We start from the raw sequence: 13300 nt of genomic DNA, 5'->3' as shown, positions 1-13300 counted from the left end.
AGTATCCCTCCTCTCCCGCAAGTAATTGCTACTAATTTGCATGTAGGTTTTGTAGCAACAGATTATTATATTTAGCCGCATGTTTTTGCTCATCGAGAATAATTCCATACAAAGTGTCTTTGTAAATACCGTACGGAAGCCCGAACCAGATCTTTCGATATTTTTCAACTGCAGATAATTCACCTTGGAAAGCTTTTTGCAACCCGGAAATGTACGAATAAACATGTTCAGGAACTTCGTTGCTAACTCCTGTCACTTCATGTCCAGTTAATTCTCTGTACATTTGTCGGAACATTTGATTATGCCCTCGTTCATCATTCCGAATAGAGGTAATAACTTCAGCTTGTTCTTTATTCGGAGCAAGTTGAATGAGTTGGTCATAAAAAAGTTCATCATTTCGCTCCCCTTGGACTGAAGTCCTCATTAATTCAAGCGCCTCTTGAGTCGAAGTTGCCCAAATGGGAACGAATTGTGATCTGAACCAATACGGATAAACCATATTCATGTGTGTAACCTCCGGTAATGTAGGTATTTTTATCCTCAATTATATGCACATAAGCCCAGTATGTGATTATGCCGAGTAAATGATAGAAAGAATTGATGCGCAGTACGAAGATACAGGGACAGAGAGGGTTAATAGCCCTCCTCTCCCACAAGGAGGATATAGAAATAGTTTGGCTGTACTGAACTTATAAGGGGGCTGAGACCCCCCACATTTAGGTATAAGGGGGAGAAAAGGATATGAGCGCGATACCGATTACTTTCGAGGAATGCTTAGCTCCTCCGGCAAAGGGTAGAAAGGCTGTCATCACTAATCGAGGTATGTCTTTCGAGTGTGCCAGATGTGGTGTGGTGATGAAGCCACTGTACAAGAAAGATTTCCGAGCAGCAAAAGGTTCTGTTCATCAGATTTGTGAGTGCGGATGTGATAACCACATATTGCAAGGTGTCGGGTATACCTGGTGTGACTATGAGGCTTTCAAGGAAAGGGAAAGGAAATTCGCGTTGTATCAAAAGCAGGAACACGGTAAATAAACGGCCGTCAGGCCATCGAGTCAGACCGAATAATCCCAGTGAAACGGGGGCCGGATAAGGTTTGCATAATCAGGCTCCCCATAAAGAGAGGAACAAGACACTATGATCAACTGGATCAAGTACCCAGATAACCAGCCAGAGCCTGAAAAATACTATTTAATCTCAGACGGCACGAACGTAGATAAAGGATGCTTCATTTGGAATGAGTGGTGCCCCAACGATAATAGCCCTGTTGATGGACCGGCCGTCACGCACTTTGCGACCATCAACCTACCAAGGGAGGAAACAGACAATGAGTGATTGGTACTCAGGAATCAAAAGCAAGGAGATTGAATCTACAGGTGGTGGGCAAGGAAAGATTAAGAGCTCACAACTCACGGAGGAAGAGAGAGCAAACCTAGATCTGAAATATCCCAAACCTACTGGTAAGGCTGCCGAGCGGCCATTTGTATTAAAGGGGTCAGTAGAATGAAATACAAGGACACTCAAAATGCTTTAAGATCCGGACATAGACAGTTTATCTTTACTGCAAGCCCGGGCTTACCTGTAGATGTACTGGCGTGGGGCCCGACCTGGGTGAGATTCAAGGATGCCTATAACACATATCCAATCAGCACAAACATGAAGATGTTTTCTATGATGGTGAAAGGTATTTATACAGAAAAAAGCCCTGACGCATCAGGGCAATAGCAGCTTTTATCCTCGACCAAATTATACCACAAAGGGGAATGAGGATGAACATCGCCAATAGCAAGGCTCCTGTAGTAAAGGTAACGGACTTAGGTCCAGCAACTGCCCTAAACTATCAACTCTCCCTCAAAGGCGCGGAGCGAGCATATAGGAAGGCTGACGCTGATGATAAAAAGGTAATCTCCGGAATGAAGTCTGATTGTGAATTTGTGATTGAATGGCTGAATACAGGACGGAGACCAGGGAATAAGCGTGGGATTGAACGGCGAGCTGGATATGAACGGGAAATACTACTTGATCCAATACGAATGCAAGCTTTCTCCAGTGATTCAAAGGCGGGAAGTCCAGCTAACCTTTCAGACGAACAACGGTTCCAATTAGAGTATGCACTTAATCAATTAAGCGAACGGGAAAGAGAATGTTATACCTTAGCACATGGTCAGTGCATTCCACATTCTGAAATAGCCAAGATGCTGGGCATTACCTACGGCAGCGTTAGCGAATATATTCAACGAGCGCAGCGTAAGATTAGCGATACCGTAGAGAACTCCCTGTTTTTTGTCTAGTAAACGCCCACTATATATAGGAGGAACCTATTACATGTGGTTCCTTTATAGCAACTGTGTATCGTTAATGTGACCCAAATCCCATTATCGCGGTATATGGATTGCTCATGCGGTATGTCGTTACTTTCCATAGTGGGTAGAGCGACATGCCGTTCTTCATTTTCTAGCAGGTAAATCCTTCCTAATGTCGAAATATGATTTCAGGGAGTTGATACTATGAGGAAGCCGTTTAATTATGCTGTGCGTAAAACTTCGAAAGAAATCGCAAATGCATATGTAAAGAGTAAACAAAGCAATGGACATAACAAGATATCGGTCGATGAAGATAAGAAATATGACTTTTCAGAAGTGGGCGAAGGCGAATGGTTGCTGGTAGGATCCGCAATAGCGCTTCTTATTGTCATACTTGCAGAATTACTTTTTTAGGTGAATAGTGCGTAGGGAGTCGCTGAAAATCTGAAAAGGAGCTCTTTGTGCATAAAGATAGCCCGGCGACATTCACCGGATGATATAGTAAATACCGCAACCGATGTGGATATATAAGGGGAATACATTAATGTGGAAACCTAAGATTCAACAAATAATTAAATATTTATTTATAATAATATGTATTATAGCCTTTGGAATTTTCATCTATCCTGGAATATATAAGTATGATAAACTCGATCAAAAATTTCCAGTAATGATCAATCGAATAACAGGGGAAACTAAGATACTTTATAGCGACAATTGGTCCACTGTTGGCAATATAGATGCACAATTAAGTAAATTTGAAAGCTACAAGAATGAAATATTAGAAACGATGAATTCACAGAATGAACAAATCAAAGAAAGTGTTTTACAAAGTGTTCAGACAGAATTAGATCAAGTGAAAAATCAGGTGATTTCTGAAACTGTTAGCGAACCAAATCCAACATACGAAGATGGAACATCAGTGTTTGATGCAGTGAGGAATAGAGATACAGGGACAGAATCCGCATCTGAATTCGTAGCCCGTAGAAAAGAAGAATTAAGTAGCTCAACTGGAATCACAAAGTTTGGACTCGGTGATACTAAAGAAACAGTTAAAAAATCTATGGGAACACCAAGTTCTATAATTAATAATGGAGACACATGGTTTTATGATTCATCTATTGTTAATTTTGACAACGGAGTCGTTACAGGATGGAACGATCCTCTTAATGTCTTAAATCTAGAATAGATCCTTTGACCATACTCAATCGGGTATGGTCTTTTTGTTGTACACCAATACCAATAGGAAGGGGTGAAAGTAATGGTAGCAATACCGAGAAAAATCACGATCAATGCCTTGAATTTGGAGCCGGTTAAGGAGACTGTGGACATTCTGAACCGATTATTGAAGATGAACGTATTCCTTTGGAAGTCAGGGATGAGTATGTGAGTCGGCTTAATGCCATCGAATGGAAAATGGAGGTAAAGCCCATAATCTAAACCCCAAAAGCTGCAGAGGTGACGGCGAAGTAAGGTACATGGGTAATAGTTGCAGGAAAATACTTCTTTTGCGTCGAAATATGATGTCGAAGGAGGTGTGACTATGTCAGCAAAAGAAATTAAGCAAGTTATCGTTTATTTTGGTGGGAATCAATTAGTCAAATTGGATACCGAAGATCCGGAGTTTCTATTAAGCGAAATCAGCTCCGAAGATTCGGGGTGGTTTAGACACATCGATACTATTATCAATCGATCCGAGATAAAGTACGCGGAAATTGCAAAGCCTAAACAACGAGCCAAAGTTGTAGCAAAACCGCCAGGCTTGTAAAAATGTTACTAAGCACCCGAGGGTGCTTTTTTCATGCTTAAAATAGGGTCTACTGTGAGCCGATTATCAGCGTTTTTTTAAAGGTCGTCCGTTTCTATCGTTTCTTTCATAACACGCTGTGATAATTTACTTTTAGATTTTGCTGAATCTGAATTTAATACTTCATCAATGAGATTTATGATGATAGTATATGTATCGCACTTTTTTGAAGCCTCAGAAATTTTCTTAATAAGCAATCTGAGTAATAGAAGCAATAAAATGGAAATAACTAATAAGACTAAAATTAACGGGCGAAAATATATGTTTTCAGCATCGCCAAAGGAACTGGCAATGCTTAATAAACCAGCAAAAATTGACACTGCTATAGCAAGCGTAGTTAAGAGGTTACTAATAGAAGGAAAAGTGGCTAACAGACCTTGGTAGTAAATTTTAACGTTGGACAACTCTTCCTCACTCATTTCGCTTGAAACCATTATCAGGTGTGTTCTGGCATTTCTGATATTGTCAGGAGTATTCTCTTTCTTTTTCTTTTTCTTGTTTGATAAGTAGTCCTCAATCGCTTTTATTCTTTCATACGACATAGTTAATATCCTCCTACTGTTATAAAAACTATATCGGTCTATAAAAGTAAAAAGATAATAATTCATTCCGGGGGTGGTGATAATGTAATGCCAAGAGCACGCGATCCAAACCGGGACCGCGCACTAGAAATATGGCGTGAACACGGTGGGGAAATAACAAACAGGCAGATAGCCGAGCAACTGGACATTGACGAAAAGAAGGTAGCGGTCTGGAAGCAGCGTGATAAATGGAATGTTGTACAACAATCAACAAATAAAGTTGTACAACAGCCAAAAGAAAAGAAAAGTGTTGTACAACAAAAGAAACCGAAGTCCAACAAGCAGAAAAAAGAAGTGGCTAGAGGAGATCCGTCAGAAGTAGAAGATGAGCTAACTGACAAGCAAAGAATGTTTGTCCTTGAATATATGCGAGACTTTAACGCTACCCGGGCGGCAATGGCTGCGGGGTATTCAAAGCGAGCTGCATACGCAATAGGATGGGAAAACTTGAGAAAACCTGAAATTCAGGCGGAAATCACGCGCTTGAAGAAACAAATGACTGCGGAGCTTGGCTTAAGTGTCCACCGGGTCATAGCCGAGTACCTTAAAATCGCATTTGCTGATACTACTGATTACGTAGACTTCGGTACAACGGAAGAGCCAGTAATTGGTATAGATGGACCTACTTATGATGAAGAGGGCGATCCGGTCACGAAAACAGTCAGCTTTGTCCATTTCAAATCAGCTTATGAGGTAGATGGAACGCTGATCAGTGAAGTGAAGCAGGGCCGTGATGGTGTGAGTATTAAGTTTTACGACAAAATGCGAGCACTGAAGGAACTGGAAAAGTATCTAGGTTATATGGACGAAGAAACTAAGCTCCGGGTTCAGAAATTACAGCTTGAGATTAAGGGTATGACTCCACCTGATGCTAATGATTTACCAGATGATGGATTCATGGAAGCTCTGAAAGGCCATGCGAGGGAGGTGTGGGCCGATGAAGGTGAAGCGTAAAATAGCCACCTTCAAGTGGAAGCCATTCTCTCGTAAACAATTACAAGTATTGACCTGGTGGATGCAGGGGAATAGTCCTCATGCTGACAAAGACGCATTGATCTGTGACGGGGCGGTCCGCTCTGGTAAAACAGCATCAATGTCTTTTTCGTTTGTGGCTTGGGCTACAGAAACTTTCAACGGTGAGAATATTGGTATGGCTGGAAAAACAATCGGCGCGTTACGACGAAACGTTATAGGGCCGCTGAAGCAGATGCTTTATTCTCGTGGATACACTGTAGTTGATCATAGAGCAGAAAATTATCTAACCATCAGTAGAGGATTACAAAGCAATGATTTCTATTTGTTTGGTGGTAAGGATGAACGAAGCCAGGATTTGATACAAGGTATCACACTAGCTGGTATGTTTTTTGATGAAGTAGCGTTAATGCCACGGTCATTTGTAGATCAAGCAACTGCACGTTGTTCAGTAGATGGAGCGAAGTACTGGTTTAACTGTAACCCAGCAGGGCCGTATCACTGGTTCAAAATGGAATGGTTAGATCAGTTGGAAATGAAGCAGGCTGTCCATCTACATTTTACGATGGACGATAATCTCTCCTTATCAGAACGTGTTAAGGAGCGCTACCGCAGGATGTACAGCGGGATCTTTTATAAACGCTATATTCTGGGGCTCTGGGTATTGGCGGAAGGCGTTATTTACGACATGTTTGACCGTGAGAAGCACATGGTAAAGACTGAGGAACGGCGCTACAGTAAATATCATGTATCGTGTGACTACGGCACCCAAAACCCGATGACGTTCGGGCTGTGGGGGCTTTTTTCTGGTGTCTGGTACAAGGTGAAGGAATATCACTATGACGGCCGCCAACGGAGCCAGCAGAAGACAGATGATGAGTATTACCATGACTTAGTTAAATTTGCCGGGGACATTCCTATACAAAGTGTGATAGTGGATCCATCGGCAGCCAGCTTTATAGCTACGGTAAGGAAATACGGAAAGTTCATTGTAAAAAAAGCAAAAAACGATGTTATTGAAGGGATTCTTAATGTCGCTTCCGCTTTAAAGACCGGGAAGATTCTCTATAATGACTGCTGCAAGGAAACCTTCCGGGAATTCTCTTCCTATATATGGGATGAGAACGCAGCTGACCGGGGAGATGAGAAGCCCATAAAGCAGAATGACCACCAAATGGACGGTGACCGCTATTTCGTGAACACTATTGTGATGCGTCCGGCTTCATTCTCATTTGATTAATAGGAGAGGAGGAAACTAATTGAGCACAACAGAAGAGGTTATCCGAATCATTGAAAAGGGCGCGGCATCCGCTATGACAGACGAGGAGATCATTAAGCAAGAAATAGATGATTGGTTATCATCTCAGGATCGAAAGGACATGCTTGCTGGTGAACGTTACTATCGGAATAAGGCTGATATCTTAGAACGTAAGCGAATGACCATTGGAGAAGGCGGGGCGCTAATAGAAGCTAAAAACCTAGCTAATAACAAGATCGTCCATGGATTCTTGCGGAAGCTTATTGACCAGAAAGCAGGCTATCTGCTGAGTAAGGAAATGAGCATACAGACCAAGAACAAAGTTTATGATGAACTTTTGACAGGAATATTTGATAAAGGGTTTAAGCGACTCTTAAAAAGCTTGTTGAAAGAAAGTAGCAAGAAGGGCCGCGCTTGGTTGCATGTTTATTACGACGAAGAAGGCCGTTTCCGGTTTAAGAAGCTGCCTTCTGAAGAAATTATACCACTATGGAAAGACGCCGCTCATACCGAACTGGATGCGATTATCCGTGTATATGAGGTTGAAGCATATGAGGGGAAAAAGAAAACAACTATCAAAAAGGTTGAATTCTGGCACTCAAAAGGTGTTAACCGCTATGTGATCGGTACCGGTAGTACAGCTCTACCGACAACAAGCGGACTGATACCAGATGTGGAATTGGGTGAGTTCAGCAGTCATTTTGCTGCTATAGACGGGATTGAAAAAGCTGAACATGCCTTAAACTGGGAGCGCATCCCTTTCATTTGCTTTAAATACAATGAGGACGAGTTACCGCTGATCAGCTTACTTAAATCGCTGATAGATGACTATGATAGAAGCAAGTCTGATAACAGCAATAACTTAGAAGACATTCCCAACAGTATATTTAAACTTAAGGGATATGATGGAACTGATCTTGGTGAGTTCCGAAGAAACTTGATGATTTTTAGGTCTGTTAAGGTAACTGCAGAAGATGGCGCTGATGTCGAAACTATGGATGTCAATATCAATACTGAGGCTTATAAGCTCCATACGGAGATGACCCGGTCTGATATATATGAATTCGGTCGTGGGGTAGATACTCAAGCGGATTCATTTGCTACAGCACCGAGCGGTGAAGCGTTAAAATTCTTATATGCTGATCTGGATATGGACGCTAACGATATCGAAAACGAGTTCCAAGCAGCGCTTGAGCAACTTTTGTGGTTCGTTGATAAACATATCTTCAATACCACTGGGAATGACTTCTCAGAAGAGGCAGTCAATTTTCTATTTAATCGGGATATTGTCATTAATGAGTCTCAAGTTATCACTGATGCCAAGAACAGCGTAGGAATCGTCTCTGATGAAACCATACTCGCTAACCATCCATGGGTGACAAATACCAAGGAGGAAATTAAGCGCAAGGCTGATGAAGAAAAAGCAGCGCTGAAAGATATGGAGGATTACGGACTTCAGGGAGATTCTAAAGGCAATGCTAAGCCGGAAGAAGATGATGAGAAATGAGATCAGAAGCTTACTGGTCAAAGCGAATGGAGCGGTTGAATGAATCTCTGCTTAACAAGGGAGTTCCATTCACAAAGTCAATGAATAAGGAATACCGCAAGGCTCAGATATCTATCCAGACGGACGTTAACAATTTCTATCAGCGGTTTGCAGATAATAACGGGATCGTTAGCTTATCCGCTGCTAAACAAGTTCTCAAAGCAGGCGAGCTCAAAGAATTCAAATGGACCGTTGAGGATTACATTGCTCGCGGTAAAGAGAACGCCATTGATCAGCGGTGGATGAAGGAATTAGAGAATGCCAGCATAAGAGTACGTGTTACCCGCTTAGAATCCATTCAATTGCAGATGAAGCAACATGTTGAGGAATTATCTGCTAAGCGTCTGTCAGGCACCACAGAGCTGCTGGGTAACGTCTACAAGGATGGTTACTATCGGAGTATTTTTGAACTTGAAAAGGGCATCGGTATAGGAGCATCATTCTCAAAAGTAGATAAACGACAGCTTGAAGCTATCCTTTCGGCTCCATGGGCACCAGATGGTAGTAACTTCTCATCTCGTATATGGACCGATCGAGTAAGGTTGAATGGTGAGCTGCGGAATATCTTTACTCAAGGACTTATCCGAGGGGATACATCAAAACAGATGGTTCAGCAGTTGCAGGATCGGCTGGGGGTCTCGCGCAAGAACGCAGAAAGATTGATACTGACGGAATCAGCATACTTCGCTGGTCAGTCTCGTATAGCTGGTTACAAAGAACTTGGGGTAGAGCAATACCGTTACACTGCCACGCTAGACAGTCGTACTTCCATTACTTGTCGAGATCTAGACGGTAAGGTATTTGATGTTGAAGATGCTCAGGTTAACGTCAATTACCCGCCTATGCATGCTTACTGCCGATCTACGACTATACCGCACTATGACGATAACATCAAAGAGCGGGTGGCTCGTGATGATGATGGAAAGACATACGAGGTACCAGAGGATATAGCATATCCAGAGTGGGAAGAGAAATACGCTCCGGAAGCTTCTGAAGCGGTTACCGTGGAGGTACCATCCAAGAAGACACCTGAAACCCCATTGCCTACTATCGAGATTCCAGGTGGACCAACAAAGGATATTCCAATACCACAGCAACAAGCTTTTTCAGTGCCGACAATGGATGATTTCGAAGCTGGAGTTGAAGAACCACGGCGGGGTGTGGTAAACCGGAAATATAATCCGCGTGCCAGCTATTTTGCTGACTTGCCTGATGTGACGGATGAAGTACTGGAGAGAGTAGCGGATATTAACCGCGAGGTTGCCCGAAGTGGATATAAGGAAGCTAAAGAAATTGTTGTAATGCTGGACAAGACTACAGGGGAAGAAATTGCCCGGCTTACTGGTTCCGTCAATAAGGTGGCATTCACCGAGGAGGTAGATAAGAAGCTCAGGGCAGCACCTTCGCGTTCCATTATTTTGACCCATAACCATCCACGCGGGACGCGGGTGAATGTGTTAGATTCCAGGAATTTGGCTAATTATCTCTCCGTTCAGGCGGTTATTGCTTCTGGGCACAACGGGGGCATAAGCTTTGTTTATGCCGCGGATTCCACAATTGATTCAGTAGCGCTACGTAGTATGCTCCCGGGCATATTCTCTGAGGTCTATGCCTTGTTACAAAAGGATAAGAAGTATGCTACAATGTCAAAGACAGCGCAGGATGAATACTTTGATTACCAGGTGATTCTTAGACTTATCAAGGAAACGGGGTGGGGATATGGCGAAGACTTCACGGCCACAAAACGTGATCCGCGAATACAATGACGTACCGTTGAGTCCGGATTTTACAAAAACGGGTGATGATTTTGTTGATGACCTCATGAAACAGTGTGGGTATTCCAAGGAAGAAGTTGAACAGACGAGAAAAGAATTGAAAAGCAAGAAATAAAGCACTCTCCAATACGCGAGGGTGCTTTTTATATTGGGCCACGGTTGAGACTGCCGCGGCCCTTTTTGCTCGTTTGCCGGAGTATTACGGCTGCCCATGGCGGGGTTGCGCTAAATAAACCAAATGGGATGGTGTTATAGATGGATTTGAAAGAATTGCTTGGAGAGGAATTGTTCAACAAAGTCTTTGAAAAGGCAGGTGACAAACATAAAATTGCGTTAGTGTCCGATGGCAGTTGGATTCCAAAGGACAAGTTCAATGAGGTCAATACGGCTAAAAAGACTGCGGAAGATACCTTGAAAGATCGGGATAAACAATTGGAAGACTTGAAAAAGTCAGCCGGAGACAATGCTTCTCTTCAGGAGAAAATCACAAAGCTGCAGGATGAAAACAAAACCGCAGCTGATAAATATTCATCTGACCTCAGTGAATTAAAAATGAGCACCGCAATTAAGATGGCATTGACCGGCGATGCTCACGATCCAGATATTGTTGCTGGACTCTTGGATAAATCCCAAATCCAACTGGACGAAAACGGCTCGATTAAAGGTGGGTTGGATGATCTACTGAAGCCCCTGCGGGAAAGCAAGGGCTTTTTGTTTGCAGAAAAGCAGGAAAGCAAGCCTCCAGCTTTCCGCGGGACAACGCCATCTGATAGTAAGCCAAGCGGAGGCGGCGGACAACAACCAGAAAACTTTGGAAAACTTCTAGCTGATCAAAGGAACGCTGGGGGTAAAGATTTGGAAAAGGCAAGAGAATCATATTTCAATTAAGGAGTGAAAAGTAATGAGTAAATTTACTACAACGACATACGGAAATAGAAAGCAGATTCATAAATTTCCGGACCATTACGTCAATTTGGCTGTGACTGTAGATAACACAGGGATCACAGCAAATACAGAAGGCAAGAAGATTGTTCCTGCTGGAACTATTCTCGGAAACGGGATTCTGACTGATCAGACAAAACTTGCAAAAAAAGCAGTTACTACAACCGGAGTTTCAAATGCAGAAGGTGTTTTGTTCAATGATGTTGATGTAACCGACGGGCCAGCACCGGGTGCAATGATGATTCACGGATTTGTTGACCTAGTAAAAATACCAACTGCTCCGACGGCTGAAGAAATTTCAGCTTTGAAGCAGATTACATTTCTGAAATAAGAAAGGGGAAAATATCATGAAAACAATTTTTGATCTTGTTGATGCGGAAAGCATCGGCACGTATTATAACACTGTCACATCTGAGGAAATTCCTTACCTTGGGGAAACACTTTTCCCATCTAAGAAGCAAAAAGGCCTTACGCTGAAATGGATTAAAGGTTCAAAGGGGTTGCCAGTTGCACTCATGCCGTCTGCATTTGATGCAAAAGCCACATTGAGGGACCGTATTGGATTCAAGGATGTTAAAACAAAGATGCCGTTCTTCCGAGAAGCAATGAGCATTGGAGAGGAAGAGCGTCAGGAACTTCTTGAATTGATGGCATCTACAAACGAGCAGTATTATATGCCGCTGATCAATAACATTTACGACGATGCGACTACGCTTGTGAAAGGCGCACTAGTCAACCCGGAACGTATGCGGATGCAACTCTTGTCTACCGGCAAGATTTTGATTACTGCTAACCGCCAAAATTATGATTACGACTATCAGATGCCTGATAATCACAAAGTTACTTTAACTGGTGATGACAAATGGTCTAATCCTGATGCTGATATCGTTGGAGATATTCAGGAAATCCAACAAACCATGGATGATGACCGTGGCGTTCAATTAACTAAAGCAATCTGCACACGCAAGACATGGGGATATATCATGAAGAACAAAGCGATTCGTTTGGATATGAATCCGCTAGGCGGCCAAAACATCATCATGACTGATGCTCTCATGAGACAGTACCTGCTGAATAAACTGGGGATTTCTATTTCGGTGTACAACAAGAAGTACGAACTGCAGGATGGAAGTTCTCATTTATATTACCCTGATGACTTCATTACGTTTATTCCGGATGGCACTTTAGGTAACACATACTTTGGTACAACGCCTGAGGAAGCTGATCTTATGAGTGGAGCAACTGTAGCCCAAGTTAATATTGTTGAAACTGGTGTGGCTATCACTACTATTAAAGAACCTCACCCTGTCAACGTTCAAACTATCGTTTCTGAAATTACCCTGCCATCGTTTGAGTCTATCGATAACATTTACATCGTTAAAGTAGCATAAGGAGAGGCTGATGCCTCTCTTACCCCCATTTGAAAGGAAGATTAAAAATGGCTGAAGAAAAACGTATTGATATCTCCCTAGCTATAACCGCTAAATATAACCGGAAGTTTTATCAAGCTGGTGAGACTATTGCCATCCTGCCGAGTGAAGTGGAATCGCTCATTAAGGATGGAGTAATTCGGCGTGAAGATGTGCCTGAATTTGATGATGATGAAGATGAGCAGGATGTGCCGCTGGAAGAAATGAAACTGCCAGCACTCAAGAAATATGCTAAGGAACATGGTATTGACTTGGGCGAAGCTTCGAAGATAAAGGAAGTGCTTGCAGTTATCCTGAAAGCAGGTGAAGCAGATGCCGGAGGAGATCCAAAAGTATCTAATTCGACTGAAACAATTACTACTGATACCGTTTGAAGATACCAGTAAGGATAGTAGACTGCTGTTTGTTTTGGAAACTATCGTCCAGGAGATTAAAACTTATTGCAACATACCATCTATTCCAGAAGCCTTGGATAATGTGGTTCTGCATATTGCTGAGGATTACTACCGGACGAAGTACCCTACAGAATTCGAACAGACCGTGCCAGCAGTTACTAGTATCAAGCGTGGAGATGTTACAACAGCGTTCGGATCCGCTAAGGCGACAGTTACTGTAGGATCTGGAGCAGCTTTCGTGCGGAACTATTCTGCTCAGTTGCAAGCGTTCCGCAGATTGAGGTGGTAACT

At 42.6% G+C, this 13300-nt stretch carries 19 protein-coding genes; 17 read left to right on the top strand and 2 right to left on the bottom strand.

What is annotated here, in order from left to right:
• Nucleotides 1–31: 31 nt before the first annotated feature.
• The gene (locus tag NSS67_RS27430; protein ID WP_339316899.1) at nucleotides 32–505 is read right to left on the bottom strand and encodes a ferritin-like domain-containing protein; all 474 of its coding nucleotides are present in this window, start codon (nucleotides 503–505) and stop codon (nucleotides 32–34) included.
• A gap of 236 nt (nucleotides 506–741) precedes the next feature.
• On the opposite strand from NSS67_RS27430, the gene NSS67_RS27425 reads away from it, so the two are divergent.
• The 8 genes from NSS67_RS27425 to NSS67_RS27390 all read left to right on the top strand — a co-directional run bounded on the left by NSS67_RS27425 (nucleotide 742) and on the right by NSS67_RS27390 (nucleotide 4071).
• Nucleotides 742–1035 (top strand): hypothetical protein, encoded by a 294-nt coding sequence (locus tag NSS67_RS27425; protein WP_339316898.1) that lies wholly within the window; start codon nucleotides 742–744, stop codon nucleotides 1033–1035.
• A 292-nt stretch (nucleotides 1036–1327) separates the two neighbouring features.
• A complete protein-coding gene (locus NSS67_RS27420; protein WP_339316897.1) occupies nucleotides 1328–1507 on the top strand; it encodes a hypothetical protein in 180 nt (59 codons plus the stop codon).
• Nucleotides 1504–1725, top strand: coding sequence for a hypothetical protein (locus NSS67_RS27415; protein ID WP_339316896.1), 222 nt, complete (start codon nucleotides 1504–1506; stop codon nucleotides 1723–1725). Before NSS67_RS27420 ends, NSS67_RS27415 begins: the two co-directional genes overlap by 4 nt.
• Nucleotides 1726–1769: 44 nt before the next feature.
• Nucleotides 1770–2291, top strand: a complete 522-nt coding sequence (locus NSS67_RS27410; protein WP_339316895.1) for a sigma factor-like helix-turn-helix DNA-binding protein — start codon at nucleotides 1770–1772, stop codon at nucleotides 2289–2291.
• A gap of 216 nt (nucleotides 2292–2507) precedes the next feature.
• Entirely contained in the window at nucleotides 2508–2717 is a 210-nt protein-coding gene (locus NSS67_RS27405) for a hypothetical protein (RefSeq protein ID WP_339316894.1), read from the top strand.
• A 130-nt stretch (nucleotides 2718–2847) separates the two neighbouring features.
• Nucleotides 2848–3492, top strand: a complete 645-nt coding sequence (locus NSS67_RS27400) for a hypothetical protein (protein WP_339316893.1) — start codon at nucleotides 2848–2850, stop codon at nucleotides 3490–3492.
• A 72-nt stretch (nucleotides 3493–3564) separates the two neighbouring features.
• The gene (locus tag NSS67_RS27395; RefSeq protein ID WP_339316892.1) at nucleotides 3565–3693 is read left to right on the top strand and encodes a hypothetical protein; all 129 of its coding nucleotides are present in this window, start codon (nucleotides 3565–3567) and stop codon (nucleotides 3691–3693) included.
• A 153-nt stretch (nucleotides 3694–3846) separates the two neighbouring features.
• Entirely contained in the window at nucleotides 3847–4071 is a 225-nt protein-coding gene (locus tag NSS67_RS27390; protein ID WP_339316891.1) for a hypothetical protein, read from the top strand.
• A gap of 77 nt (nucleotides 4072–4148) precedes the next feature.
• Here the strand turns inward: NSS67_RS27390 and NSS67_RS27385 are convergent, their stop codons facing one another.
• Nucleotides 4149–4652, bottom strand: coding sequence for a hypothetical protein (locus NSS67_RS27385; protein ID WP_339316890.1), 504 nt, complete (start codon nucleotides 4650–4652; stop codon nucleotides 4149–4151).
• Nucleotides 4653–4739: 87 nt separating this feature from the next.
• Here NSS67_RS27385 and NSS67_RS27380 point away from each other — a divergent pair, with 87 nt between their 5' ends.
• From NSS67_RS27380 to NSS67_RS27340, 9 genes are all read left to right on the top strand, one after another.
• Entirely contained in the window at nucleotides 4740–5645 is a 906-nt protein-coding gene (locus NSS67_RS27380; protein ID WP_339316889.1) for a terminase small subunit, read from the top strand.
• Nucleotides 5629–6903 carry a PBSX family phage terminase large subunit gene (locus tag NSS67_RS27375; RefSeq protein WP_339316888.1) on the top strand — a complete coding sequence of 425 codons (1275 nt, stop codon included), beginning with the start codon at nucleotides 5629–5631 and terminating at the stop codon, nucleotides 6901–6903. The genes NSS67_RS27380 and NSS67_RS27375 overlap by 17 nt, the downstream gene beginning before the upstream one ends.
• A 19-nt stretch (nucleotides 6904–6922) precedes the next feature.
• On the top strand, nucleotides 6923–8428 hold the full coding sequence (locus NSS67_RS27370; RefSeq protein ID WP_339316887.1) for a phage portal protein: 1506 nt from the start codon (nucleotides 6923–6925) through the stop codon (nucleotides 8426–8428).
• Complete coding sequence (locus NSS67_RS27365; RefSeq protein WP_339316886.1) at nucleotides 8425–10233, top strand: minor capsid protein; 1809 nt, start codon at nucleotides 8425–8427, stop codon at nucleotides 10231–10233. The genes NSS67_RS27370 and NSS67_RS27365 overlap by 4 nt, the downstream gene beginning before the upstream one ends.
• Before the next feature lie 264 nt (nucleotides 10234–10497).
• Nucleotides 10498–11130: a phage scaffolding protein gene (locus NSS67_RS27360; protein ID WP_339316885.1), complete on the top strand. Its 633-nt coding sequence runs from the start codon at nucleotides 10498–10500 to the stop codon at nucleotides 11128–11130.
• Nucleotides 11131–11143: 13 nt separating this feature from the next.
• A complete protein-coding gene (locus NSS67_RS27355; RefSeq protein ID WP_339316884.1) occupies nucleotides 11144–11515 on the top strand; it encodes a hypothetical protein in 372 nt (123 codons plus the stop codon).
• 16 nt (nucleotides 11516–11531) lie between these two features.
• Nucleotides 11532–12575, top strand: a complete 1044-nt coding sequence (locus NSS67_RS27350; protein WP_339316883.1) for a major capsid protein — start codon at nucleotides 11532–11534, stop codon at nucleotides 12573–12575.
• A gap of 47 nt (nucleotides 12576–12622) precedes the next feature.
• Nucleotides 12623–12988: a hypothetical protein gene (locus NSS67_RS27345; RefSeq protein WP_339316882.1), complete on the top strand. Its 366-nt coding sequence runs from the start codon at nucleotides 12623–12625 to the stop codon at nucleotides 12986–12988.
• Nucleotides 12927–13298, top strand: a complete 372-nt coding sequence (locus NSS67_RS27340) for a phage head-tail connector protein (protein ID WP_339316881.1) — start codon at nucleotides 12927–12929, stop codon at nucleotides 13296–13298. The genes NSS67_RS27345 and NSS67_RS27340 overlap by 62 nt, the downstream gene beginning before the upstream one ends.
• Nucleotides 13299–13300: the final 2 nt, after the last annotated feature.

The organism is Paenibacillus sp. FSL R10-2734, from assembly GCF_037963865.1.
In the GTDB taxonomy this organism is placed as follows: Bacteria; Bacillota; Bacilli; order Paenibacillales; family Paenibacillaceae; genus Paenibacillus_AQ.
This window is presented reverse-complemented; position numbering and strand designations above follow the sequence as displayed.

What these genes read in the sequence shown, in the direction of transcription:
- NSS67_RS27395 (WP_339316892.1), top strand. Translation starts at nt 3,565, where the DNA reads ATGGTAGCAATACCGAGAAAAATCACGATCAATGCCTTGAATTTGGAG.
- NSS67_RS27425 (WP_339316898.1), top strand. Translation starts at nt 742, where the DNA reads ATGAGCGCGATACCGATTACTTTCGAGGAATGCTTAGCTCCTCCGGCA.
- NSS67_RS27365 (WP_339316886.1), top strand. Translation starts at nt 8,425, where the DNA reads ATGAGATCAGAAGCTTACTGGTCAAAGCGAATGGAGCGGTTGAATGAA.
- NSS67_RS27375 (WP_339316888.1), top strand. Translation starts at nt 5,629, where the DNA reads ATGAAGGTGAAGCGTAAAATAGCCACCTTCAAGTGGAAGCCATTCTCT.
- NSS67_RS27355 (WP_339316884.1), top strand. Translation starts at nt 11,144, where the DNA reads ATGAGTAAATTTACTACAACGACATACGGAAATAGAAAGCAGATTCAT.
- NSS67_RS27400 (WP_339316893.1), top strand. Translation starts at nt 2,848, where the DNA reads ATGTGGAAACCTAAGATTCAACAAATAATTAAATATTTATTTATAATA.
- NSS67_RS27385 (WP_339316890.1), bottom strand. Translation starts at nt 4,652, where the DNA reads ATGTCGTATGAAAGAATAAAAGCGATTGAGGACTACTTATCAAACAAG.
- NSS67_RS27390 (WP_339316891.1), top strand. Translation starts at nt 3,847, where the DNA reads ATGTCAGCAAAAGAAATTAAGCAAGTTATCGTTTATTTTGGTGGGAAT.
- NSS67_RS27380 (WP_339316889.1), top strand. Translation starts at nt 4,740, where the DNA reads ATGCCAAGAGCACGCGATCCAAACCGGGACCGCGCACTAGAAATATGG.
- NSS67_RS27345 (WP_339316882.1), top strand. Translation starts at nt 12,623, where the DNA reads ATGGCTGAAGAAAAACGTATTGATATCTCCCTAGCTATAACCGCTAAA.
- NSS67_RS27360 (WP_339316885.1), top strand. Translation starts at nt 10,498, where the DNA reads ATGGATTTGAAAGAATTGCTTGGAGAGGAATTGTTCAACAAAGTCTTT.
- NSS67_RS27420 (WP_339316897.1), top strand. Translation starts at nt 1,328, where the DNA reads ATGAGTGATTGGTACTCAGGAATCAAAAGCAAGGAGATTGAATCTACA.
- NSS67_RS27415 (WP_339316896.1), top strand. Translation starts at nt 1,504, where the DNA reads ATGAAATACAAGGACACTCAAAATGCTTTAAGATCCGGACATAGACAG.
- NSS67_RS27430 (WP_339316899.1), bottom strand. Translation starts at nt 505, where the DNA reads ATGAATATGGTTTATCCGTATTGGTTCAGATCACAATTCGTTCCCATT.
- NSS67_RS27340 (WP_339316881.1), top strand. Translation starts at nt 12,927, where the DNA reads ATGCCGGAGGAGATCCAAAAGTATCTAATTCGACTGAAACAATTACTA.
- NSS67_RS27410 (WP_339316895.1), top strand. Translation starts at nt 1,770, where the DNA reads ATGAACATCGCCAATAGCAAGGCTCCTGTAGTAAAGGTAACGGACTTA.
- NSS67_RS27350 (WP_339316883.1), top strand. Translation starts at nt 11,532, where the DNA reads ATGAAAACAATTTTTGATCTTGTTGATGCGGAAAGCATCGGCACGTAT.
- NSS67_RS27405 (WP_339316894.1), top strand. Translation starts at nt 2,508, where the DNA reads ATGAGGAAGCCGTTTAATTATGCTGTGCGTAAAACTTCGAAAGAAATC.